This window comes from Metasolibacillus sp. FSL H7-0170, from assembly GCF_038593115.1.
In the GTDB taxonomy this organism is placed as follows: Bacteria; Bacillota; Bacilli; order Bacillales_A; family Planococcaceae; genus Metasolibacillus; species Metasolibacillus fluoroglycofenilyticus.
In genome coordinates this window covers 1,141,032-1,165,161 of sequence record NZ_CP151964.1, presented here as the reverse complement: position 1 = coordinate 1,165,161, position 24,130 = coordinate 1,141,032, and the positions used below count along the sequence as shown (strand labels likewise).

Genomic DNA, 24,130 nt, shown 5'->3' with positions numbered 1-24,130 from the left:
TTAAAAAATTCACTCGTTAAAATAGCAAGAAGGTTCTTTGAAAACGAGAGAAACACTGAATTTAGCAGCATTTTTTTGAATTTAAAATAAAATGAGCGTAAAGTGGATTTTTCACTGCGCTGGGGGGAATTTAATCTTTTAAGACAGCCCCACGTGCAAAATGAGATATCTTTTTGATGTTTTCACTTTAATGTAAGGAAACCCCTCTCTGTTTTGCTGAGCAAACAATTTATCCAAAGACCAATAAAAGCGTCCAACAAGCTGGCAACCGCATGGCTTGTTGGACGCTTTTTTATCCCATAATATTGTAGCCAGAGTCTACATATATCGTTTCGCCTGTTACGCCACGCGATAGTGTGCTGAGCATTACAATTGTCATGTCTGCAACTTCCTCTTGGTTTGTGTTGCGCTTTAGTGGCGATTGCTCTTCGATTTTGTGTAAAATTTGGTTGAAGCTTGGTACGCCCTTTGCTGCTAGTGTACGAATGGCACCAGCAGAAATTGCATTGACGCGAATATTATCTGTGCCTAAGTCAGCCGCTAAATAACGCATAGCTGCCTCTAAAGCTGCCTTTGCGACGCCCATTACATTGTAGCCGTCTAATACGCGCTCTGCTCCTAAGTAGCTCATCGTAACGATGGAAGCACCATCCGCTAAATAAGGCTTCGCTGCTTTACTAACAGCAACTAATGAATATGCGCTTGTATCTTGCGCGAAAGCATAGCCTTCACGTGAAGTTTCATGGAAGCGATTTTTTAAATCCTCTGCATGTGCGAAGGCAACTGAATGGACGATGCCATGAATGTCGCCAAACTGTGTGCTAATTTGCTTGAAAGCTTGTGCAATGCTGTCATCGCTATTTACATCACACTCGATAACAGCCGTTTTATAATCTGTATAATCAGCTAGCATTTTTTCAATTTTTCCTTTTGAACGTTCTTTTCGGTACGTGAAAATAACGTTTGCGCCTACTTCAAATAATTTTTTTGCAATGCCCCAAGCGATGCTACGCTCATTCGCAACACCCATCACAACAACATTCTTATTCTTTAATTGTAAAATATCCATCATTTGCACTCCTTTAGTACAATAATATCTGTTATTAGTACCAACTACTAAAAATAACTATAACACGATAAAAAAAAGCACGCAATAGATTTTTCTTCTACTTGCATGCTCTGTAATAACACTTGTCATCATTATTTTGCAAATCTCTATGAAGTTTGAGAGATTCACCAAATATTATTCAAATTTTAATGAGTCACCGTCAAATGTTTCGTCAGCTACTTTAATAGAATCTGTTGGGCAACCTTCAAATGCGTCTTGCATATCTTCTAATAAATCTTCTGGAACAGCACATGTTCCCATATTATCGTCTAAAATAACGAAGGCAATCCCTTCATCATCGTAATCATAAATATCTGGTGCCGCAGCGCCACATGCGCCACAAGCAATACATGTATCTTTATCGACAATTGTATATTTTGGCATTAGATTCTCTCCTTTTTTCCGTTCGCTTTCTGATAAGCTTCTTTCTTATTCTATAGTGGTTCACTATACTTTTCAACAGGCAATACTTGATTGTCATAGAAATGTCTAAGTGCGTAGCAATTGTGTCAGGCATGACAGGGACTTGGAGAAATGATTATAATATGGAGTGAAATGAGAATTTAGAAGGTATTTTAATTAGTACAAATGTAGCGAAAGCTGTGGAGAGAAAGCGTTCAATTCTATTTTGCTTTAAATATTGTTGGAATTAATCCGATACAAATACAGAAAAAAGTTTAGGCAATTAATTTTCGTGTTGACCTAAAAATAGGGGGGTTTTTTTATGGAACATATACACGGATCTCATGATACAATATTAGTCATTTTCTCATATATTGTTGCTGTTGCAGCAGCATATACGGTATTAGATTTGGTTGGAAGAATTAGTAATTTAAAAGGGAGATCTAGACTACTGTGGCTGCTATTTGGAGCGAGTGCTATGGGGCTAGGTATTTGGTCGATGCATTTTGTAGGGATGCTGGCATTTTCACTACCAGTACCTGTTGCCTATAATATTATTATTGTCATTATTTCGGTAATCGCTGCAATTATTGGCTCGTTTATAGCACTGCATTTAGTCAGTCGTAATAGCCGGTTAACATTGCCGCGCTTATTAAGCGCTAGTGCTTCATTAGCTACTGGAATTGTTGCAATGCATTATATTGGTATGGAAGCGATGCAAATTGGTATTTCTTACGATTTATCTTTTGTTGCTTTATCTATAATAATTGCACTTTTAGCATCTTTTGTTGCTCTTTTATTGGCATTCTTTTTTAGAAATGGAGAGGGGAATCCGAAAACATTTGCCAAGCTCGGAAGTGGATTAATTATGGGGGCAGCTATTGCTGGTATGCATTATGTTGGGATGCACGCAGCGCATTTTTACATAGATGAAAATATGAAATCTAGTGCAGGAGTCGTTTTTAATCAACAGTTTCTAGGCTATTTCATTTCAACTGGTACATTGTTTTCATTAATTATCTCTTTGCTTGGTATTTATTTATCGAATAAAATCTCGTTTAAGGATTCCGAAATTGAAGAGAAAACAAAAGAGATATATAAGATGAATGAAGAGCTGAAGGAGCTAAATAGCAATTTGGAGCAATTAGTAAAAGAACGCACAGCGCAGCTTGAACAGGCTCATGATGAAGCGATTAAGGCAAATATGGTAAAAAGTAAATTTTTAGCGAATATGAGCCATGAGTTACGCACGCCTCTTAACGCTATTATTGGTTATAGTGAGATGCTGGCAGAGGAAGCGGAAGATATAGGGGAAACATTATTTGTTGATGATTTAACTAAAATCCGAAATGCAGGAAGCCACTTGCTTTCATTAATAAACGATATATTAGATATTTCAAAAATTGAGGCAGGCAAAATGGAGGTATATTTCGAGAAAGTTGCGATTCAGCAGCTTGTACAAGATGTTATTGCTACAGTTAAGCCACTTGTAGACCAAAATAATAATGAATTAGTAGCGCGAATAAGCGATGGCGAAATGACAACAGACGTGACGAAGCTAAGGCAAATTTTAATTAATTTGATTAGCAATGCAAGTAAATTTACGAAAGATGGCATAGTTACAATTACGGTTGAAGAAGAAACGCGCAAAGCGCAAGCAGGCTATAGCTTCTGTATTCAGGATACGGGAATTGGTATGACTGCTGAGCAAGTAGACAAGCTATTTCAACCATTCACTCAGGCAGATGCTTCCACAACGCGAAAGTATGGTGGCACAGGGCTTGGTTTAGCAATTAGCCAAAGCTTTAGTGAAATATTAGGCGGAGCAATTAGCGTTGAAAGTGAAGTGGGTGTTGGCAGTACGTTTACGTGCTGGCTACCGATGTCAAAAGTAGAAGAATCCATGATAGTCGATAAGGCAGATGTGCATAAGCTTGAAAAGAAAAGCAAGGTAAATGTTTTGCATATTGATGATGAGCCATTGAATCACCAATTAATGAAGCATTATTTAGCAAAGGAGGACTGGACGTTAGCTTATGCCCCAAATGGTCAGGAAGGGCTGGAAATGGCGAGAAAGCTACAGCCTGAAGTGATTTGCCTAGATATTTTAATGCCGAGCATGGACGGTTGGAGTGTGCTAACGGCTTTGAAAAATGATGAGGAGTTACAGCATATACCCGTCATTATTTGGTCGATGGTGAAGGATGAGTCTTTAGGCTATTCCCTTGGCGCATCTGAATATTTAACAAAACCAATTAATAAAGAGTCGCTAGTAAGTGCGTTAGAGCGTTATGTTACAGAGAAGCAGCAATTGCAGGTGCTTGTTGTAGAAGACGACATAATGACAAGTGAATTGATGACTAAATTATTAAATAAAGAAGGTTATGCTGTTACGCAGGCACGCAACGGTCAGCATGCAATTGATTGTGTGAAAAATGAAAAGCCACAACTGATTTTACTTGATTTAATGATGCCTGAAATGGATGGCTTCCAATTTATTGATGAATTAAGGAAAATAACGGAATGGCGTGATATACCTGTTGTTGTCGTAACTGCTAAAACATTGACCGGAGAAGAGCATTTGAAACTGAGTAGCTATGTTGAGAGCATCGTGCAAAAAGGGATGATTAAACATAAAATGCTGCTGGAGAAAATCGAGGAAATTTTAATTAAAGAATAAAAGGATTTGATGAAATGCAAACTATTTTGCTTGTAGAGGATAACGATATGAATCGTGATATGCTGGCAAGAAGATTAACTCGAAAAGGTTTTTTTGTAGTGGCGGCAGAGGATGGACAACAAGGAATTGACTATGCGATAGCGGAGCAGCCAGCATTGATTTTAATGGATTTAAGCTTGCCAGTAGTTGATGGCTGGGAGGCAACGAGGCAATTGAAGGCGAACGAAATGACGAAGCATATTCCCATCATTGTTTTAACAGCACACGCAATGAAAGAGGATGAGGAAAAGGCCTATCAAGCAGGCTGTGATGACTATGATACGAAGCCGATAGTACTAGAGCGTTTACTTGAAAAAATGACGAAAGCGTTAGCAGGTAGATGAATGGAGCGGGAAGAATGGAAGAAATAAAACAAGCAAAAATTTTAGTCGTTGATGATCAAGAATATAATGTCAGCCTATTAGAGCGCATTTTACGTCGTGCAGGATTTGAGCATATATATAGCACAATGGACCCTTTTCAAGCAGGACCTCTCTTTGAGGAGAAAAATCCCGATATTGTTTTACTTGATTTGCATATGCCAGGTTTAGATGGTCTTCAAATACTTCAATCGATTCGTAGTAAAGATGCGGTTTTGCCGGTATTAATGCTGACGGCAGACTTAACACCAGAGGCTAAGAAGCAAGCTTTTCAAGAGGGGATTAGCGATTTTTTAACGAAGCCTATTGATCGAATTGATCTTGTTTTACGCATAACAAATTTATTACAAACACGTGTACTCTACGGTCAGTTACGTATGCAAAATCAATTATTGGAAGAGAAAGTACAGCAAAGAACGCAGGAGCTACAGCAGGCAAAATACGAAATTTTAAATTTATTGGCGAAGGCATCAGAGTATCGTGACGATGAAACGGGCGAGCATACAGAGCGTGTCGGTCATTTATCTGGCTTGATTGCAGAGCGTTTAAATTTACCAAAAGCTGAGATAGAGCTTATTCGTTTAGCAGCCCCTTTACACGACATTGGGAAAATCGGCATTCCAGATCATATATTGCTAAAGCCTGGGCGCTTTGAGGCGGATGAATTTGAACGGATGAAAACACATACGACAATTGGTGCAGATATTTTAGCGAATAGCGTGTTTTCAACGCTGAAAATGGCACGCAAAATTGCGATAGCGCATCATGAGCGCTGGGACGGGACAGGCTATCCAAACGGAATTTCAGGTGAGGCTATTCCAATTGAGGCGCGAATCGTTGCATTAGCAGATTTCTATGATGCACTAACACATGAGCGTCCATATAAAAGGGCATGGACACCTGAAGAAACAATGGTGGAAATTCAAGCGCAAAGGGGCAAGCATTTTGACCCAGCCGTTGTCGATGTGTTTGTGGAGCTTTACAATGAGAAGTTAATCGTCGAATGCGTATAAAAGAAAAGGGCTGTAGGAAAATTGGGCGCTAGCCTGTATTTCTCTACAGCCTTAAATTAAGCTTGTGAATTTACAAGAATTTTAATATGATTTTTTTCCTTCATTAACGCTTCAAAGCCTTCTGTTACTACTTCATCTAATGCAATGTGCTTTGTCACAATTTAAAATGTAAAATAGAGAATTAGCACTTAATAGGTTTTTTCTGTTAGCTGCGCTATACTGGAAGTAAATTGTCGAATGAAGGTGGGAGGCAGCGTTGATTTTTCAACAAATTTTACTAGCAATTTTCTTAAAATTAAATAATGAAAGAACCGTAGCCTCTGCTTATCATTTGCTGCGTGGTAAAAAGTCAGGGCAAACAATACAGGATGCTGGCATTTTTTCCTTGCATGCTTATTTTAGTCTACTGCCAAAACTTTCAAGACAAAAGTTTAATGAATCTGTTCAACTTTTTGTGGAAGCAGACTATTTACATATGGATGAAGCTGGTTATTATACATTGACAGCTAGTGGGATAGAGCAGGCGAAAAAGGGCGTTCCTTGCACCTTTGACGGTTGGCATTATCGAGGCAACGAGCATATTTTTTATGCGCGTCTTTCTCTTATTGTGCAAGCATTATCTCATCAATCAGCGAAGATAAAAGCGTTTATCCCCATTCAACGCGATGAAAAAATACAGTATTTTGCACGTCAATTTTTAAGACGTCACCAATATCAAGCTGGGGCTTTACAAGTGTTGCTGTTGCAGGAAATTACAGATAGCTTGGAATCATTGGCTGTAACAGAAGAGCAGCGAGAGCTATTAATCAATCGTTTAACAGGTGTCGGTATGCCCGGCTTTACATGGCAGCAGCTTGCCTATCATGCAGAGCGTACGGAAATGGATGTCCAGCTCCTTTATATTTCCGCTTTACATAATTGGCTTCAGCATATTACACAGTATCCGTATTTAGCTGATATTGCGCAGCAGCTCCGCATTCGCATGCCACTAACAGACTCGGCCTTTCAAACAGCAAGGCTTTTTGAGCAAGGCTTTTCGCTCCAGCAAATAGCCCATACAAGAAATCTCAAGCAAAGCACGATAGAGGACCATTTAGTTGAGCTAGCGATGCACGATGCCACTTTTCCAATTGAGCATTTTGTTAAGCAGGAGGAGCTTCTACAGGTGCAACATGAGATTTCATCACGGGCTACGAAAAAATTAAAAGTATTGCGTGAGGCTTTACCGCATCTTACTTATTTCCAATTGCGTTTAGTATTAGCGAGAGGGGGCAATTAAATGTTGGAGCAAGCATTGCAAAAGCATTTTGGTTATACGAGCTTTCGACCGGGGCAAAAAGAAGTAATTGAGCAGCTTTTAGCCGGACAAGATGTCATTGCGCTATTACCAACAGGTATGGGGAAATCCATATGCTACCAGCTCCCAGCCTATTTATTAGATGCACCAGTCCTTATTGTTTCCCCGCTATTATCTTTAATGCAAGACCAAGTGGACCAATTGAAGCAATTTGGCGAAAAGCGTGTTATAGCTCTAAATTCATTTTTAACAGCACAGCAAAAGCGCTATGCTCTACATTTCTTACATGAATATCGCTTTATTTTCGCATCCCCAGAAATGCTGATGCAACCTCAAGTAAAGGAGCGGCTTAAGGAGATGAGGCTTGGGCTTATCGTAGCGGATGAGGCACATTGTATTTCGCAATGGGGCTTTGACTTTCGTCCTGATTATTTGCGTTTAAGTGAAATCATTCCAACTAATAATAAACCGCCCATTTTAGCGTTGTCTGCAACGGCAACTAAAACGGTATTGCAAGATATTGAAACCTATTTATCAATACAGTCTCCTTTTTATTTTTTACATTCAGTGAATCGCCCGAATATTCACTTAGCAAAGCGTTTTTTTCAACAGAAGGATGAAAAAATCAAATGGATACTTGAGCATGTTAAAACGACAGAGGGACCAGGCATTATTTATACGCAATCGCGCGGTAAAACAGAGGCGCTTAGCTTAGCGCTTCTCGAGCGTGGGATTGCAGCGGCGGCATATCATGCAGGCAAGGAGGCGGAGGACCGCCAATTTATTCAGCAGCAATTTTTAGGCGGCAAGTTAGATTGGATTGTGGCAACAAATGCATTTGGCATGGGTGTACATAAAGGTAATATTCGTCAGGTGATTCATGAATTTATGCCATCAAATATTGCGAATTATATGCAGGAAATTGGTCGTGCAGGTAGGGACGGACAGCCGGCAGTAGCGACATTGCTCTATGCAGATGGAGATGAGCAATTTTCTCAATTTATCGTGACGGAGGATTTGCCCAAAACGCAGCATATTGAACAATATATGAGCTGCTTGGCAAGCGGACATAATCCGATGCGCATGCTTGAGGCTGGCGGGATTTCTGAAACGGCTTTTCGTGTTTTGCACTATTGGATGCAGCAGGAAAGTAGTGAAGCTGTGCAAATACGCTTGCAGCAAATGGAGCTAGATAAATATAAAGCGGTACAGGAAATGCTGCAAGTCGTACACTCGACTAATTGTATGCGCGAGCAAATTGTTCATTATTTCGGTCAACAACTAACTGAAAAAACGGCGAATTGCTGCCAAAATTGTGGTCTTATTTTTGAAGAAATACTTACTGCACAATTAATTATTGAAGAGCCAGACCAGCAATTAACATGGCAGGAGCGTTTGCAGCGAATACTGCTAGGATGAAGCGCGATTGATTTTTTTGTAGAATTTAGTCATAATATGTTTATAGAATAGTAGTGTAAGGAGGGGTGTGTTGTGACACAAGAAAATTATAGAGAAAAAATTGAAGAGCACCGTCAAGAAATCGAATTTGATGGTCGATTAGAAAGAAAGTCACGCACAAGTAAAAAACCTAAAAAACGAAAAAGCCCACTTATTCGAAATATGACGATATTGTTTATATTTATACCTTTACTTGTATTAGGCTATGTACATTTCTTTTATGAGCCGAAAAGTTTAGCAGTGGAAAAGGATGGTTCGGTTACGGTGGAGCCGAACAAGCCATCTATTGAAAATAATGAACAGCAAATAGCGGCAGCCGAAAAAGAGAAGGCTGAGCAAGAGGCAGCGGCACAGGCTGAAAAGGAAGCGGCAGCGAAAGCGCAGGCTGAACAAGAGGCACAAGCAAAGGCGCAAGCCGAAAAGGAAGCGGCGGCGAAAGCACAGGCTGAAAAAGAAGCACAGGCAAAGGCGCAAGCCGAAAAAGAGGCAGCAGCAAAAGCACAAGCTGAAAAACAGGCGAAGGAAGATGCAGAAAAGCTAGCCTCATCTCAAACACATGTCGTTCAGCCAAATGAAAACCTGTATCGTATTTCTTTAAAATATTATAATAATGGAAACGGCGTGCAAAAAATTATGCAAGCGAATAATTTAAGCTCAGAAAATATTGTCGTTGGACAAACACTTATTATTCCGCAATAAGATGAAAAAATAATAAAGCAAATATTAACGAATGACGTGTTTTTTGTAATATACTAAGAGGGCTACCTAGAGGGATTTAACCTTTCTAGGTAGCCCTGTTTCCGTAAGAAATGCCATCGAATAGGGGTTTTAAAGTGTGAAATTCATATTAATAGGAGTAGGAATTATTTGCGTATGTATTTGGTATATGTGGCGTCAAGCATTTGAAAATAATGTGCGTCATCATCCTTTACAACTGCAAGGTCAAACCCCTCAAAGCTTGCGTATTTTTTTTATTTCAGATATTCATTTGCGTCTCATTAACCAACAAATGCTAAAAGCAATCGGAAAAGTAGAGGCGGTCATTATCGGCGGTGATTTATGCGATAGGCGTACACCATTTGAGCGGGTGCGCAGCAATATTGAACAGTTGCAGCAACTCGGTCCTATTTACTTTGTCTGGGGAAATAATGACCATGAAGTAGGAGAGCAACGCTTACGTCAGTTATTTGCTGAAATGGATGTGACAATACTTGAAAATGATGCGCAATTACTCGCAGGGCAAAATCGCATATGGCTTAGCGCCATTCAAGATACATCCACAAAAAAATATAGCTTTGAGCAGGCATTTGCGAAATGCCAAACGGATGATATTACATTTTTTATTTCACATAATCCGCAAGTTTTTTATCGTGTAGAGCGTTATTTTACACCGCAGCTAATGATGGGTGGACATTTGCATGGCGGACAAATTCGTTTTTGGAAATTCGGTGTGCATCCGAAAGGCTCTTATTCTGTGCGAAATGGAGTGCCGACGCTTATAAGCAATGGCTATGGTACGACATTATTGCCATTGCGCTTAGGTGCGAAGCCAGAGTGTCACGTAATCGATGTGACAATTGAAGAAAAGTAAGGAGAATGAAGTATGCATAAAGTAGACGCTTTAATTGTCGGTGGTGGTCCTTGTGGCTTGGCAGCGGCAATTGAGTTACAGGCGATTGGTTTACGTCCTGTTGTGATTGAAAAAGGCAATATCGTTAATTCGCTGTATAATTACCCAACACACCAAACATTTTTCAGCACGAGTGAAAAATTAGCGATTGGTGATGTACCGTTTATTGTGGAGGAACGAAAGCCGAGGCGCAATCAAGCACTCGTTTATTATCGTGAGGTTGTGCGTGCAAAAAAAATTAATATTCACCGCTTCGAGAAGGTTGAAAAGGTAGAAAAAAGTGGCGACAACTTCAAAGTTACAACGAGTAAAGCACTATATGAAACACCATATGTCATCATTGCAACAGGCTATTATGATAACCCAAATTTTATGGGCATTACAGGTGAGGATTTGCCAAAGGTCTATCATTATTTTAAAGAGGCACACCCATTTTTCGATACTAAGGTATTGGTTATTGGTGGTAAAAACTCGGCTGTAGATGCCGCGTTAGAGCTACAAAAGGCTGGGGCACATGTTACAGTCGTTTATCGTGGGAGTGAATATTCGCCGAGTGTCAAGCCATGGGTGCTACCAGAGTTTGATGCTTTAGTTCGCTCAGGTGAAATTGTGATGCATTTTGATAGCGAAGTAAAAGCGATTTATGAAGATGAAGTCGTTATTTCTAAAGCAGGCAAGCATTTGCAAATTGCAAATGATTTCGTCTTTGCAATGACAGGCTATCACCCTGACCATGACTTTATTCACGCAATGGGTGTCGAAATTGACGCGGCAACTGGTCGCCCGCATTTTAATGAGGAGACAATGGAAACGAATGTTGCAAATCTATTTATCGCAGGTGTTATTGCGGCAGGTAATAATGCCAATGAAATCTTTATAGAGAATGGACGCTTCCATGGTGGGATGATTGCGAAGGCGGTTCAGGAGAAATTTAAAGCACCACGACGTCCTTAAATATAGTAAGCTCCTAATTTGATGTGAGGAATTTTTCATTCATCTTATTAGGAGCTTGCTTTTTGTTATAATTATTTATAAAGTAGTTGTCCGAAAAGTTCATTTTGTTTTGATGCCGCATTGAAATAAATGTTTTCATCGCTTGAAGGATAACACTGCTAAAGCCAATGTTCATCCCATTTTTAAAAGAGGCGTTTTCTGTTTATATGAATCAACATTTTGTGAAACATCCTCGCTACTGTCCAAAATACCGGCAACCGCAAGGTTTTTTGGGCGCTTTTATAGTTAGAAAAAGTCCTTCAGCTCGACAGGATGATGCACTTGGTTTAAGCCGATTAATAGCTTTAGGCGAGCTTTTTGACCATTGATGCCTGTAGCGAAAATAACACCTGCATCTTCTAGTTGCTTGCCTCCCCCCTCATAACCGTAAACCCCTTCTGCAATACCGTTAAAGCAACGTGATACAAGAATGACAGGCATACCGTTTGCTACAAGTGTTTTGATACGTTTTGCCACGGCAGGTGTGACATTACCTTGTCCAAAGCCCTCTAACACAAGTCCGTCGTATTGTAATGTAGCCACCGCATCAATTAAATCGGCTTCCATCCCTGCATAAGCTTTTAGGAGAGCGACGCGCTTTTCTATTTTTTCAACTTCTACAAATTGGCGCTTTACAGGCATATGATGGATATGTACTGTCTTTTTTGTAATTAAGCCAATAGGGCCATATTGCGGGCTTTGGAAGGTATTGACGCTAGAAGTCGATGTTTTTGTAATATTAAATGCATGATGAATTTCATCATTCATAACAACAAGTACCCCTTTTTCACGTGCTTCCTTTGAGCAGGCTACACGCACTGCCTCTAATAAATTATATACGCCATCTGCTCCAAGTTCATTGGAAGAACGCATTGCCCCAGTTAGAACGATGGGGAAATTATAGCGTGTTGTCAAATCTAAAAAGTAGGCTGTTTCCTCTAATGTATCTGTACCATGTGTAATCACTACTCCGTCAATTGCATATTTATCAACATGCTCAGCAATACAATTGCGCAGCAGTAGCATTTCGTTTGGCGTAATATGTGGTGACGGCAAATTAAACGCCTCTACTTCGATAATATTAGCGTAGGTCGAGAGCATATGCTTCTCTGCCCTTAGCGGGTTTTGCTCGTTTAGCATAACTGCGCCTGTGTCCGCGCTCATTTTCATTGAAATCGTACCACCCGTATGAATTAATAAAATCGTTTTTTTTGACATAAAAAAATCCCCTTTTGAAATCAGTATGAATGCATTTAATGTTATAATAACAATATCTAAATAAATTGTTAAGGAATGTTTTACCCCGCATTAACGGGCAGTAAGACAAACTTAAGTGAAAATACGCAAATGATAAGTGGGAGGCCCGTAAAAGCCCGATTGGTTCAACTAACAATCAGTGGGGAGGAGGAAAACCTCCACGGATTGAAGTTTCACTTTATCTATATAGAAAAGGAGCTTACAATATGTTCATACTATTATCAGCAGCGATAGCTCCAGCACTAGCTCTTTTAGGCTATTTTTATATGCGCAATCAAATGGCTACAGAGCCACGTAGAACGCTTATTCAAGCATTTTTATACGGGGCAGTGGTGACATTTCCTATTTTATTTATTCAATATGTGGTGGAAGAAGAACGAGCGCTTACCTCTCCATTTATGACCAATGTTGTGTTTACAAGTACGATTGAGGAATTTTTTAAGTGGCTTATTATTTTTATTCTCATTTTTAGACATATTGAGTTTGATGATCCATATGATGGCATTTTATACGGTGCGGCTGTATCACTCGGCTTTGCTACTGTTGAGAATGTGTTATATTTATTATCGTTTGGCTTAGATACAGCCTTTGTGAGAGCATTACTTCCTGTTTCAAGCCATGCATTGTTTGGTGTTGTAATGGGCTATTATTTTGGGAAAAATAAGTTTTCCAATAATGATAAAGAAAAGGAATATTTATTTTTATCGTTATTTATTCCGATTGCGTTGCATTTTAGCTATAATTTGATTTGGACGCTAGGTGGCAATTTTATTTACTTAATGGTGCCGTTTATGCTGTTTTTATGGTGGTTTGGCTTACGTAAAGTAAAGCTTGCCCATCAACATTTAATTGAACATTTAATTGAAAACAATCGACATTAGAAGGTATTTGAAAAGTAGGCAGACACGCCACTTTCCAGATACCTTTTGCTTTTTTGTTAGGAAAGCTCTGCTCCAATTAGAAAAATAAATATCAGATGTATAAATCAAGGCGCACTTCGCATGCTATGAAAAAAGGAGAGGTGTGCATGAGAAAAAAATTATTCATTATTTTCTTGCTAAGTATACTCTTTTTGCAGCCGCAGCAATCCGATGCCTTTTCGGCACAAGTGATTCAGCGCGGTGCTTTTGGAGATGATGTTATTGAGCTGCAAGCCCGTTTGCAGTATATAGGTTATTATCATGGCAAGATTGATGGCAAATTTGGTTATGGCACGTATTGGGCATTGCGTGAATTTCAACAGGACTATGGCTTAGAGGTAGATGGTATTGCGGGTAGCACAACAAAACAAAAGCTAGTTGGACAGTCGAACTATAACGAGAGTTTTGTTAAAGAGCAAATTGCGAAAGGTAGCCATTTTACACACTATGGTGGTATGCCACTTGAACATCAAGTAAAAGGAGGCAGTAGTAGTACGGAAAGTAGTAAAAATAATTCCAATAGTGGTTCTATGCAGCTTCCCCCTAACTATACAGAACGTGATTTGCAACTGATGGCAAATGCCGTTTTTGGAGAAGCACGCGGCGAGCCATATGAAGGACAAGTAGCAGTGGCAGCAGTTATTTTAAACCGACTTGAATCCCCCGATTTCCCAAACAGTATTTCCGATATTATTTTTCAGCCGCTTGCTTTTACAGCAGTGGCAGACGGTCAAATTTGGTTGACGCCAAATGAACGAGCAAAACAAGCTGTGCTTGATGCAATGAATGGTTGGGACCCAACGGAAAATGCACTATACTATTTCAACCCGAAAACAGCGACGAGCAAATGGATTTGGACACGTCCACAAATTAAGCAAATAGGTCAACATATCTTTTGCTATTAGAGGTGAAGTATGAGAAATGCAGTTTATTTATTAGGTATTGTTGTATTGATTTTAGCTGTTTATGCGTACGATGTAACGACAAAGCAGCGTTCATTGGAAAGGGCTGTACATGCCCATTATACGAATGAGTTAACGAATGCGTCAGAAAAGCTCTCTTTATTGCATTCTTCTATTGCCAAATCAATGCTTTTTCAAGATGAAAAGGCATTACACAAAGAGCTTGATACGATTTGGCGTGTAAGTAGTGATATGCGTAATGCAGTTTCACGCCTGCCCTTACATCAGGATGTAGCAAATGATTGGATGCGTTATTTAGGCCGTATTGGAGATGAAGCAAAACGTACTGCGGCAACGAAAGATGCAACAGAATGGCGAAAAAAGATGGAAGCAGTGAATGGCAATTTACATGCCTTAACTGAAGAATGGACTGTTGCTACAGCAAATTACTTTCAGCAAGATGGCGACTATAGAAAATGGTCGAAAATTACATCTGATGAAGTAGGAAATTCAAACTTTGCGAAAGTATCAGCTGATTTGAAAAGTTTTAATGAAACCGACTTTCCTTTAACGGCAAGCGAAAGTGATTATCAGAAAAAGCGTGAGCTACAGCATTTAATGGATGAGCCGTTAACGAAGGCACAAGCACTTGAAAGATTGCAAACAGTATTCCCTTTAATTAGTGATGCAACAATGACTGTTACAAAAAGTCGCGATGATGCCCCGTATCCGTTTTATCATATTCAATTTGTTAGAGGCTCGCGTATAGGTTATGCCGATATTACAGAAAAGGGTGGCCATGTTTTATCATTTTTACTAGAGCGCCCAATGAAAAATACTGCTTTGTCGCATGAGGAAATTGTACAAGCAGCAGAAAAAATAATGGCAGATGCAGGGTTTGAAGATACAGTCATCACAGAAATGAGAGAAAATCATATAGCATGGCATTTTGTTTTCACACGTAAAGTAAATGATGCGCTCGTCTACCCTGATAGTGTGCAAGTGAAAATTGCAAAGGATAGCGGCGAAGTGCTCGGTATTAATGCTATGGAGTATATCCAAAAGGAAACGATTAAAGAGCAGGAGCTAAAGCCAATTGATTGGTCGGCATTTTTTGGTGAAGGCGTTGTAATAGAGGATGAAAAGAAAATTTACACAGAAAATGATGCATATGAACTACGTCTATGCTATGAAGTTATTGCACGACTACCGGATAAACAGTATGATACATTCCGTGTTGTTGTAGATGGCACAACACATGAAGTCATTCAAATTGATACATTAACCTAAGTTGGCATTGAAGAATAATAATATAGATAATTTGGAAACCGCGTGCGATAATAGACATAGAAAATGTAAATGCACGAGGAGAAAATCATGGAATTAAAAATTGGAACGATGTTAATGTTAGAGCCAATGTATACAGAAAGAATGGAGAAATTTAGGTGTAAAGTGGTGGAAAAGGATGACGATCTTATTTACGTGGATTATCCAATCAATGATTTCACGAAAAAAACAGCATTTTTACTGGATGGAGCACAGTTCCATGCCGTATTTTATACGGAGGGTAATAGCTATAGCTTTACAACGAAAGTGATGGGGCGGAAAAACGATCGTATACCGATGGTGATGCTTTCATGTCCGCCAGCCAATGAATTTACAAAAATTCAACGAAGAGAGTTTGTACGGATTGAAACACCAATTGATGTAGCGGTAGAATATGATGGGACTTTCTATCAATTTATCGCGCAAGATATTAGCGCCGGAGGGTTATCTCTGCGTTTAACTCAACCGACCAACTTTAAGGAAAATGATACGGTTCAATTAACAGTTGTACTTCCTTTTGTCAACGGTGAGATAAAGTATGTACAAACAGATGCACGCGTTGTTCGTATTTATGAGGAAAACGGGATGCAAATTGCCTCAATGCAACTGACAGATACGGATGATGTTGATAAGCAGCATATTGTGCGTTTATGCTTTGAGCGCCAATTGCTTCAGCGCAAAAAAGAATTAAACGAATTATAAAGTGAAACTTCAATCAGTGGAAGCATTTCCACGGATTGTTAGTTGAACTAATCGGGCATTTACGGGCAGTGAATCTTAGAACGGAGAGTCATACTGCCCGTTAATGCGGGGTAACACAGAGGCTGTAAGGAGGGGCGTGTCTTAAAAGAAATACTTTTTGGACAGCTCCTGTTCCTTACAGCCTATTTTCAAGTTATTTGGCTAACGATCGTCTCTTATTTCATATATAATGGAATGGTAAGGAAAGTAGGGATATATGAATGACAAAACAAATTCAAATTGCAATTGATGGCCCAGCAGGTGCAGGGAAAAGTACGATTGCGAAAATTGTAGCGGAAAAATTAAATTTTACATACATCGATACAGGAGCGATGTATCGTGCTGTAACGCATAAAGCGCTACAACAAAACATACAATTAGATGATAGCGACGCGCTAGAGAAGATGTTAAGTGCAACAAAAATCGAGTTGGCACCGTCTAATAATGGTCAACTTGTTTACGTAGATGGTATTGATGTATCGGATGTTATTCGTACGAATGAGGTAACAGCGAATGTTTCGCAGCTAGCTGCACATGCTAATATACGTGAAGTTTTAGTTGCGATGCAGCAGCAATTAGCTGCAAGTGGCGGTGTTGTAATGGACGGGCGAGATATTGCTACACATGTTTTAAAAGAAGCGGAGCTAAAAGTATTTATGTCTGCCTCGGTAGAAGAGCGTGCTCGTCGTCGTCACCTTGATAATGAGCGTCGCGGGATTCAATCATCTATTGAGCGTTTACAAGAAGAAATTGCCCTTCGTGATAAGTTGGATAGCGAAAGGGAAGCTTCACCGTTAATTCAAGCTGCTGACGCAGTGTATTTAGATACGACCGACTTAACAATTGATGAAGCGGCAGAGGCAATTTTGAAGTTAGCGCATGACGTTATGTAAGCATAATTGTAAGATTTTTTTATGACAAAAGGGGATTTTTTTGTTTTTATTCATTATTTCGAATAAAATAAAAGTGGAACATGCGAAGGAGGGTTACATATGTCTGAAGAAATGAACTTAGGATTAGAAAAGGAATTTCATGAAGGAGATATTGTGAAAGGTACTGCGGAGCAGGTGGACGATAAATCTGTTACGGTTTCGATTGAGGGTGCCCCGTTTGAAGGGATTATTCCAATTAGCGAGCTTTCAAGCTTACACATTGAAAAGGCATCTGATGCAGTTTCAGTAGGCGATGTGCTTGAATTGATGATTACGAAAGTGGAAGACGAAGCATATGTGTTATCTAAGCGTAAAGTAGACGCATTGAAAGCATGGGATGATTTAATCGCGAAATTTGAATCAGGTGAAACATTTGAAGCTGAAGTAAAGGATGTTGTAAAGGGCGGTCTAGTCGTTGATTTAGGCGTTCGAGGCTTTGTCCCAGCATCGTTAGTAGAGGATTATTTTGTAGAGGATTTTGAAGATTATCGTGGCAAAACGATGCGCTTTAAAATTACTGAGCTTGATAAGGAGAAAGGTCGCTTAATCTTATCTCACCGAGCTGTTGTGGAGCAAGAAAAAGCCGAACAGAAAAAGCAAGTAATTGAAAATATAAAACAGGGTGACGTGCTAGAAGGCAAGGTACAGCGTTTAGCGGCATTTGGCGCATTCATTGATCTTGGCGGTGTAGATGGGCTTGTACACATTTCACAAGTCTCTCATGACCATATAGACGATGTTTCAACTGTTTTAACAGAAGGGCAAGCTGTTAAAGTAAAGGTTCTTTCTGTTGATGCAGACAATGAACGTATTTCATTATCGATTAAAGATACATTACCTGGACCTTGGGAAAATATCGAGGAGCGCGCAGCAAAAGGCTCTATTTTAACAGGTACAGTCCGCCGTCTTGTGTCGTTTGGTGCTTTCGTGGAAGTATTTTCGAATGTAGAAGGACTTGTGCATATTTCACAAATTTCACATAAGCATATTAATACGCCACACGAGGTATTAAAGGAAGGGCAAGAGGTACAAGTGAAAGTGCTAGATGTGAATGCAGCAGAAAAGCGCTTATCACTTAGCATTAAAGAGCTTCTTGAAAACCCAGATAAAGAGGAAGAGTTCGATTACGAATTACCAGAAGAAAACACAGGCTTCTCGTTTAGCGATGTAATCGGTGACCAATTAAAAGGTTTTACGAAAGAATAATAAATGTTTATAGACTGTTGGAATCTTCCAGCAGTCTATTTGTCTTTTTAAATCAAAGAAAAGTTAAGCAACTACAGAAATTTAAGGGCAGCGGATTTTATCCCGTATTAACAGGCTGTAAGACCCCCACTTCAAAACAACAGATAAAATCAAGATGTTTAAGTGGGGGATCCAACAGCCTGTAAAAACCCGATTGGTGAAACTACCAATCAGTGGGGGATGAAGAAAACCCCCACTGATTGAAGGTTCACTTTATTTGATTTTCTTGCACTATCTACGTGTTTTCATCTAGCCTCACTTCTCCTTTTTACTTTACCGCATTACATGCTATAATAGAAAAATTCGTGTATAATTACGTAGAGATTCGAAAGTTGGAAGGATGAAGTACAGATGACAAAACCAGTAATCGCCATCGTAGGTCGTCCGAACGTGGGAAAATCAACAATATTTAATCGCATTGTTGGAGAGCGTGTTTCCATTGTGGAAGATATTCCAGGTGTCACGCGTGACCGTATTTATAGTTCGGCAGAATGGTTAACACATGATTTTAATATTATTGATACAGGTGGAATTGAAATTGGGGATGAGCCGTTTTTAGAGCAAATTCGCCAACAAGCAGAAATCGCTATCGACGAGGCAGATGTTATTATTTTTATGACGAATGGTCGCGAAGGTGTAACGGCTGCCGATGAGCAAGTAGCGAAAATTTTATACAAAACAAAAAAGCCAATTGTACTCGCTGTAAATAAAATTGACAATCCAGATATGCGTGAAATGATTTATGATTTTTATTCATTAGGTTTTGGTGAGCCTTGGCCAATTTCAGGCTCACATGGCTTAGGTTTAGGTGATTTGCTTGATGAGTGTGCAAAGCATTTCCCGCAAGAGGATGAGGCGCAATATGATGATGATGTTATTAAGTTTTCATTAATTGGCCGCCCGAATGTAGGAAAATCCTCTTTAGTAAACGCTTTTTTAGGACATGACCGAGTAATCGTGAGCAATATTGCAGGGACAACACGTGATGCCATTGATACACCGTATACGTATGATGGTCAAGAATACGTTATTATTGACACTGCGGGTATGCGGAAAAAAGGGAAGGTGTACGAGTCTACTGAAAAATATTCCGTATTGCGTGCACTTAGAGCTATTGAGCGCTCCGACGTTGTTTTAGTCGTATTGAATGCGGATGAAGGCATTCAAGAGCAAGATAAAAAAATCGCGGGCTATGCGCATGAGGCTGGGAAAGCAGTAATTATCGTTGTGAATAAATGGGACGCGATTGAAAAAGATGAAAAAACAATGAATTTCTATACACAGCAAATTCGTGAGCATTTCTTATTTTTAGATTATGCACCGATTGTTTTCGTATCTGCGAAAACGAAGCAGCGGGTACATCAAATTTTACCTGTTGTGCAGCGGGTAAGTGAGAATCATTCAATGCGTATCCAGTCATCTATTCTAAATGAAGTGATTGAGGATTCTGTTGCTCGTAATCCAGCACCTGCTGATAAAGGACGTCGTTTGCGCATTTATTATGCAACACAAGTGGCGATTCAGCCACCGACTTTTGTTGTATTTGTAAATGAGCCGGAATTAATGCACTTTTCATATGAACGTTTCCTTGAAAATCGTATACGTGAAACATTTGATTTTGAAGGAACGCCAATTCGCTTAATTACTCGCGCACGCGATTAGTTTTGGAGGGGAAAAGATGGAGCGAATAACGGTTTTAGGAGCTGGCTCTTGGGGGACGGCGCTTGCCATTGTACTTGCAGAAAACGGGCATAACACGCTTCTTTGGACGCACCGAGAAGACCAAGCACAAGAAATTAATAAACAGCATACAAATAAAAAATATTTACCAAATACGATATTGCCGCAAAACTTAGTAGCGACGGCTAATCTTGCACAAGCTGCAGAGCACGCATCAACAATTGTTGTTGCTGTACCAACAAAGGCGATTCGAGAAGTGTGCGGCAATCTAGCTCATTTGCTACAAAAAAAGACGCTATTTGTTCATGTGTCAAAGGGCATTGAACCGGATACTTTACTGCGCATTTCTGAATTGATGCAAGAAAGCATCGGGGACAATTTGATTGAGGATATTGTTGTCTTATCAGGGCCGAGCCATGCGGAGGAAGTTGTTTTACAACATCCAACGACAGTAACCGCCGCATGTGAAAATTCTTTTTCAGCCGAAAAAATACAGGACTTATTTATGAACGGTTACTTCCGCGTTTACACGAGCGAGGATATAACAGGTGTTGAGATTGGTGGGGCCTTAAAAAATGTCATTGCATTAGCAGCAGGAATTACAGATGGCTTAAATTATGGCGACAATGCCAAAGCAGCACTTATTACGCGTGGCTTGGCAGAAATAACTCGACTAGGTGTAAAAATGGGTGGGAATCCGTTTACCTTTGCTGGCCTAACCGGTATGGGCGACTTAATTGTGACATGTACGAGTGTGCATTCACGCAATTGGCGCGCAGGTAATATGCTTGGAAAGGGAATGCCGCTCGCTGAAGTTTTAGAGCAAATGGGTATGGTTGTGGAAGGAATTCGAACAACGAAGGCCGCACATCAGCTTGCTTTGAAATACGATGTTGCAATGCCGATTACTGCTGCCCTTTATGATGTGTTATTTAGCGACAAAACGCCGAAAGAGGCAGTGGATGAATTAATGATTCGTATGAAAAAGCCTGAAATAGACGAGTTCCAATAAAGGGGGACTTTTCCTCAACGCCGACTAAATTGGCAATAGGGGGAAAACCTCATGCCTTGTAGTATTGACCGAAAGTAGCTTTTTACAGGCTATTCACTCCAAGTTTCGCTAACGATTTTGTACAGCCCGTTAATACGAAACAAAGTGTCATAAATTATCCATAAATGGCTTGGGCTTTTAATAATAAAGGGTTGTTCTGAAAAGTTTGTTTATCAACTTTAAGGACAGCCCTATTATTTTGTTTAGCAGCACTATATAATTTACAATGGTGTAGAGATAGGACGGAGTTAAATAGAAAGGCGGTTTTAGTAGTGAATCATCAAATTATGGACGCATCCTACTTATTATTAAATACAGCACGTGGTCCATTAGGACATATACCTGCGCTTGATGTTATGTGGATATCATTTTATTCGATTGGCTTATTGTTTCTTTCTCTTTTAATTATTTCAGCCACTCGTAAATGGGTCAATAATATCGTATTATCGTTTATATTAAAATTAATCGCTTATGTTATGCTAGCTATTGGCTCTTTTTTAATGGTATTAATTATAGCGACATGGCCGAATTAAAAGATTGTAGAGGGGAATTTTTAGAATGAAAACAAGATGGATAATGCTTGCTACCGTATTTTTATCCACGCTTCTACTGACAGCTTGTGCGTACCCAGAAGAACGTAAAGTAGAAAATCAAGTACCTGACGTGGATCAATTAGCATCAGTACAACGTGCAATTACCGAGTATCAAGCAGATACAGGTGTTTTACCAATAAAAACACGTGATATGGATACAGATATTTTTATTAAATATTTAGTTGATTTTGACAAGCTTGTTCCAAAATATTTATCATCTCCGCCAGCTAATTCATTTGAAAAAGGTGGGATTTTTCAATATATCATTTGGAATCCAGAAGAAAACCCAACAATTAAACTTGTCGATTTACGTGTCCCAGAAAGACTTCGAGAAGTAAAAATACGTTTTATTGGTACGAAATACCCGCAATATAAAGATAGTATAACGCCGTATATTTATACAATTGATTTCAAAAAAATAGGTTATAAGGAAGATGTGACAGTGGCTAGTCCATATTCTAATAATCAATTACCAGTAATTGTTTCTACACAAGGAGAACTATATGTCGATTATTCAATCGATTTATATCAATTTATTAAGGAGCAAGGACTGACACCGCAGCAAGGGGACGATATTCGAATGCTATTAGTAGAGCATTATCCTGTTGTACCTGCCTATTCTTTGCCATATACAGTTGATGAAAACAATGAGCCAATCTTTATGTATGAGCCCCAAAAATAATATTATCAAGGGGGATAGTAACAATTTATTGTGACCACCGCAAAAGTAGTGTTTTTAGCGAATATTTAATATAGAAGCAAGGGGCTGTCCGAAAAGATATACATTTTTCAGACAGCCCCTTCAACAATTTTGACAAGCCTGTTAATAAAATATCCCTAAAAACCTTGCAAATAAACAACTTTAAAAGAGATTACAAGAAATCATTTAATAACACGTTATAAGGTCTTTTTCATATTTGCAGCTAGATAGGCATAAGTTTATACAAGTAAAGGAGGAGCGCCTATTAGCGAACAAATTTTTCAGCAGCTTGCAGCACGAACAAATGGGGATGTGTATATCGGGGTTGTTGGTCCCGTCCGTGTAGGAAAATCAACATTTGTAAAAAAGGTAATGGAATCTCTTGTTTTACCGAATATTATGAGTGAAGATGATCGTAAACGCGCCTTGGACGAGCTACCACAAAGCTCACCGGGACCTGTCATTATGACAGCAGAGCCAAAGTTTGTTCCTGCAAATGCAGCACCGATTGCTATCGGTGACAATGGTTTAAGCTTCCGTATTCGCCTTGCAGATTGCGTCGGTTATATTATTGATGGGGCAAAAGGCTATGAGGATGAAAATGGTCCAAAATATGTGCATACACCATGGCATACAGAAGCAATTCCGTTTCAGGATGCTGCTAAAATCGGTACAGATAAAGTAATACGTGACCATGCCAATATTGGAGTAGTCGTAACAACTGATGGTACGGTTAACGGGATAGAGCGTCAAGCTGCTGTCGTAGCAGAAAGAGCGATTATTGAGCAATTAAAGGAAATTGGAAAACCTTTTGTCATTGTTATAAACAGCTCGATGCCAGCGAGAGAGGAAACACGCAATTTACGCAATGAATTATTTGAGACATACGAAGTACCGGTCATTGCAACATCAATTGACCAGCTAACAACCTCTGATATTGCTTATATTTTACAGGAGGCTTTATATGAGTTTCCAATTGAATATATTGAGGTTGAAAAGCCTGACTGGGTAGATGTGCTTGATAGTACACATTATATTAATGAATCATTAGCCGTAGCAGCAAATGAGATGGTAGGGCATGTAGAAAAAATTCGCGATGTTGAAAAGGCGACAAATTTTTTGAAGGCCTTAGATTTCGTAGAAAATTGTGAAGTGGAGCGTGTCGATGCAGGGCTTGGGGTTGTAACGGTACGTTTAACGATACAAAATGATATTTATAAAGCAATCTGTAATGAATGGCTAGAGCATCCAATCGACACGAAAAAAGATTGGCTATTATTTATTAAAGAGGCGTCCGAGGCGAAGAAGGCACAAGCTCGCTTCCGAGATGCGATTGAGCAATCACGTGTAGAGGGCTATGGTGTGACATTACCGACATTAGATGAGTTTGAACCAAATGAACCCGAATTAATTAAGCAAAATAATTTTTATGGTGTTCGTATGAAAGCGACAGCGCCGTCTTATCATATTATTCGTGTCGACATGGAGTCGGAGTTTGCGCCGTTAATTGGTTCAGAATTTCACAGTCAGCAATTGTTAAAAGATTTACAATATGCGTTCGAGCATGACCGAGAATCTTTATGGCAAACCCAATTATTTGGTACGCCATTGCATGAAGTATTAAAGGAAAGTATTCGTTATAAAATGAATACTGTACCAAAAACTGCTAAAAAGAGAATGCGACAAACAATTGAGCGTATGGTAAACGAAGGCGATAGAGGGTTAATTACATTTATTATCTAGTAGTAAAAAGTTCCTTTTCAATAACAGGACGACGCTATTT

22 protein-coding genes are annotated in these 24,130 nt (G+C 39.4%); 19 read left to right on the top strand and 3 right to left on the bottom strand.

The window, feature by feature from the left end:
- Positions 1-292 precede the first annotated feature (292 nt).
- Both MHH70_RS05570 and MHH70_RS05565 read right to left on the bottom strand, forming a co-directional pair.
- Complete coding sequence (locus tag MHH70_RS05570) at positions 293-1,072, bottom strand: SDR family oxidoreductase (RefSeq protein WP_283234858.1); 780 nt, start codon at positions 1,070-1,072, stop codon at positions 293-295.
- Between the two features lie 171 nt (positions 1,073-1,243).
- Positions 1,244-1,492: a ferredoxin gene (locus MHH70_RS05565; RefSeq protein ID WP_066171718.1), complete on the bottom strand. Its 249-nt coding sequence runs from the start codon at positions 1,490-1,492 to the stop codon at positions 1,244-1,246.
- Between the two features lie 340 nt (positions 1,493-1,832).
- On the opposite strand from MHH70_RS05565, the gene MHH70_RS05560 reads away from it, so the two are divergent.
- The 8 genes from MHH70_RS05560 (at position 1,833) to MHH70_RS05525 (ending at position 10,961) form a co-directional block, all read left to right on the top strand.
- Positions 1,833-4,190, top strand: coding sequence for a response regulator (locus tag MHH70_RS05560; RefSeq protein WP_342472771.1), 2,358 nt, complete (start codon positions 1,833-1,835; stop codon positions 4,188-4,190).
- Between the two features lie 14 nt (positions 4,191-4,204).
- The gene (locus MHH70_RS05555) at positions 4,205-4,573 is read left to right on the top strand and encodes a response regulator (protein ID WP_342472770.1); all 369 of its coding nucleotides are present in this window, start codon (positions 4,205-4,207) and stop codon (positions 4,571-4,573) included.
- 14 nt (positions 4,574-4,587) lie between these two features.
- Positions 4,588-5,622, top strand: coding sequence for an HD domain-containing phosphohydrolase (locus MHH70_RS05550; RefSeq protein ID WP_107942392.1), 1,035 nt, complete (start codon positions 4,588-4,590; stop codon positions 5,620-5,622).
- 256 nt (positions 5,623-5,878) lie between these two features.
- On the top strand, positions 5,879-6,901 hold the full coding sequence (locus MHH70_RS05545) for a helix-turn-helix domain-containing protein (protein ID WP_107942393.1): 1,023 nt from the start codon (positions 5,879-5,881) through the stop codon (positions 6,899-6,901).
- The gene (locus tag MHH70_RS05540; protein ID WP_342472769.1) at positions 6,902-8,338 is read left to right on the top strand and encodes an ATP-dependent DNA helicase RecQ; all 1,437 of its coding nucleotides are present in this window, start codon (positions 6,902-6,904) and stop codon (positions 8,336-8,338) included. It begins immediately after the preceding gene.
- A 72-nt stretch (positions 8,339-8,410) separates the two neighbouring features.
- Positions 8,411-9,076, top strand: a complete 666-nt coding sequence (locus tag MHH70_RS05535; RefSeq protein WP_066171705.1) for a LysM peptidoglycan-binding domain-containing protein — start codon at positions 8,411-8,413, stop codon at positions 9,074-9,076.
- Between the two features lie 136 nt (positions 9,077-9,212).
- A complete protein-coding gene (locus MHH70_RS05530) occupies positions 9,213-9,968 on the top strand; it encodes a metallophosphoesterase (RefSeq protein ID WP_235616007.1) in 756 nt (251 codons plus the stop codon).
- A 12-nt stretch (positions 9,969-9,980) separates the two neighbouring features.
- Positions 9,981-10,961 carry a YpdA family putative bacillithiol disulfide reductase gene (locus MHH70_RS05525; protein WP_066171701.1) on the top strand — a complete coding sequence of 327 codons (981 nt, stop codon included), beginning with the start codon at positions 9,981-9,983 and terminating at the stop codon, positions 10,959-10,961.
- A 285-nt stretch (positions 10,962-11,246) separates the two neighbouring features.
- Here MHH70_RS05525 and MHH70_RS05520 read toward each other — a convergent pair whose 3' ends face one another.
- A complete protein-coding gene (locus MHH70_RS05520; protein WP_066171699.1) occupies positions 11,247-12,218 on the bottom strand; it encodes an asparaginase in 972 nt (323 codons plus the stop codon).
- 245 nt (positions 12,219-12,463) lie between these two features.
- Between MHH70_RS05520 and prsW the strand changes: the two genes are divergently transcribed.
- From prsW to spoIVA, 11 genes are all read left to right on the top strand, one after another.
- A complete protein-coding gene (gene prsW / locus MHH70_RS05515; RefSeq protein ID WP_066171696.1) occupies positions 12,464-13,138 on the top strand; it encodes a glutamic-type intramembrane protease PrsW in 675 nt (224 codons plus the stop codon).
- A 146-nt stretch (positions 13,139-13,284) separates the two neighbouring features.
- Positions 13,285-14,082 (top strand): spore cortex-lytic enzyme, encoded by a 798-nt coding sequence (gene sleB / locus MHH70_RS05510; RefSeq protein ID WP_066171693.1) that lies wholly within the window; start codon positions 13,285-13,287, stop codon positions 14,080-14,082.
- 9 nt (positions 14,083-14,091) lie between these two features.
- Positions 14,092-15,369: a PepSY1/2 domain-containing protein gene (locus MHH70_RS05505; RefSeq protein ID WP_066171690.1), complete on the top strand. Its 1,278-nt coding sequence runs from the start codon at positions 14,092-14,094 to the stop codon at positions 15,367-15,369.
- Between the two features lie 87 nt (positions 15,370-15,456).
- Positions 15,457-16,107: a flagellar brake domain-containing protein gene (locus tag MHH70_RS05500; RefSeq protein ID WP_107942397.1), complete on the top strand. Its 651-nt coding sequence runs from the start codon at positions 15,457-15,459 to the stop codon at positions 16,105-16,107.
- A gap of 260 nt (positions 16,108-16,367) precedes the next feature.
- Positions 16,368-17,039 carry a (d)CMP kinase gene (cmk, locus tag MHH70_RS05495; RefSeq protein WP_066171685.1) on the top strand — a complete coding sequence of 224 codons (672 nt, stop codon included), beginning with the start codon at positions 16,368-16,370 and terminating at the stop codon, positions 17,037-17,039.
- A gap of 99 nt (positions 17,040-17,138) precedes the next feature.
- A complete protein-coding gene (gene rpsA, locus MHH70_RS05490; RefSeq protein WP_066171682.1) occupies positions 17,139-18,284 on the top strand; it encodes a 30S ribosomal protein S1 in 1,146 nt (381 codons plus the stop codon).
- A 390-nt stretch (positions 18,285-18,674) separates the two neighbouring features.
- A complete protein-coding gene (der, locus tag MHH70_RS05485; RefSeq protein ID WP_066171679.1) occupies positions 18,675-19,985 on the top strand; it encodes a ribosome biogenesis GTPase Der in 1,311 nt (436 codons plus the stop codon).
- A gap of 16 nt (positions 19,986-20,001) precedes the next feature.
- Entirely contained in the window at positions 20,002-21,015 is a 1,014-nt protein-coding gene (locus MHH70_RS05480; protein WP_342472765.1) for an NAD(P)H-dependent glycerol-3-phosphate dehydrogenase, read from the top strand.
- Between the two features lie 311 nt (positions 21,016-21,326).
- On the top strand, positions 21,327-21,587 hold the full coding sequence (locus MHH70_RS05475; RefSeq protein ID WP_235616008.1) for a DUF2768 domain-containing protein: 261 nt from the start codon (positions 21,327-21,329) through the stop codon (positions 21,585-21,587).
- Between the two features lie 25 nt (positions 21,588-21,612).
- The gene (locus MHH70_RS05470; protein ID WP_107942401.1) at positions 21,613-22,329 is read left to right on the top strand and encodes a hypothetical protein; all 717 of its coding nucleotides are present in this window, start codon (positions 21,613-21,615) and stop codon (positions 22,327-22,329) included.
- A gap of 282 nt (positions 22,330-22,611) precedes the next feature.
- Positions 22,612-24,090: a stage IV sporulation protein A gene (spoIVA, locus tag MHH70_RS05465; RefSeq protein WP_342473168.1), complete on the top strand. Its 1,479-nt coding sequence runs from the start codon at positions 22,612-22,614 to the stop codon at positions 24,088-24,090.
- The last annotated feature ends 40 nt before the right edge of the window (positions 24,091-24,130 follow it).

Excerpts from the sequence above, each read along its gene's own strand:
- MHH70_RS05570 (WP_283234858.1), bottom strand. The coding sequence starts at position 1,072 with ATGATGGATATTTTACAATTAAAGAATAAGAATGTTGTTGTGATGGGT.
- MHH70_RS05565 (WP_066171718.1), bottom strand. The coding sequence starts at position 1,492 with ATGCCAAAATATACAATTGTCGATAAAGATACATGTATTGCTTGTGGC.
- MHH70_RS05560 (WP_342472771.1), top strand. The coding sequence starts at position 1,833 with ATGGAACATATACACGGATCTCATGATACAATATTAGTCATTTTCTCA.
- MHH70_RS05555 (WP_342472770.1), top strand. The coding sequence starts at position 4,205 with ATGCAAACTATTTTGCTTGTAGAGGATAACGATATGAATCGTGATATG.
- MHH70_RS05550 (WP_107942392.1), top strand. The coding sequence starts at position 4,588 with ATGGAAGAAATAAAACAAGCAAAAATTTTAGTCGTTGATGATCAAGAA.
- MHH70_RS05540 (WP_342472769.1), top strand. The coding sequence starts at position 6,902 with ATGTTGGAGCAAGCATTGCAAAAGCATTTTGGTTATACGAGCTTTCGA.
- MHH70_RS05525 (WP_066171701.1), top strand. The coding sequence starts at position 9,981 with ATGCATAAAGTAGACGCTTTAATTGTCGGTGGTGGTCCTTGTGGCTTG.
- MHH70_RS05520 (WP_066171699.1), bottom strand. The coding sequence starts at position 12,218 with ATGTCAAAAAAAACGATTTTATTAATTCATACGGGTGGTACGATTTCA.
- prsW (WP_066171696.1), top strand. The coding sequence starts at position 12,464 with ATGTTCATACTATTATCAGCAGCGATAGCTCCAGCACTAGCTCTTTTA.
- sleB (WP_066171693.1), top strand. The coding sequence starts at position 13,285 with ATGAGAAAAAAATTATTCATTATTTTCTTGCTAAGTATACTCTTTTTG.
- MHH70_RS05505 (WP_066171690.1), top strand. The coding sequence starts at position 14,092 with ATGAGAAATGCAGTTTATTTATTAGGTATTGTTGTATTGATTTTAGCT.
- MHH70_RS05500 (WP_107942397.1), top strand. The coding sequence starts at position 15,457 with ATGGAATTAAAAATTGGAACGATGTTAATGTTAGAGCCAATGTATACA.
- cmk (WP_066171685.1), top strand. The coding sequence starts at position 16,368 with ATGACAAAACAAATTCAAATTGCAATTGATGGCCCAGCAGGTGCAGGG.
- rpsA (WP_066171682.1), top strand. The coding sequence starts at position 17,139 with ATGTCTGAAGAAATGAACTTAGGATTAGAAAAGGAATTTCATGAAGGA.
- der (WP_066171679.1), top strand. The coding sequence starts at position 18,675 with ATGACAAAACCAGTAATCGCCATCGTAGGTCGTCCGAACGTGGGAAAA.
- MHH70_RS05480 (WP_342472765.1), top strand. The coding sequence starts at position 20,002 with ATGGAGCGAATAACGGTTTTAGGAGCTGGCTCTTGGGGGACGGCGCTT.
- MHH70_RS05470 (WP_107942401.1), top strand. The coding sequence starts at position 21,613 with ATGAAAACAAGATGGATAATGCTTGCTACCGTATTTTTATCCACGCTT.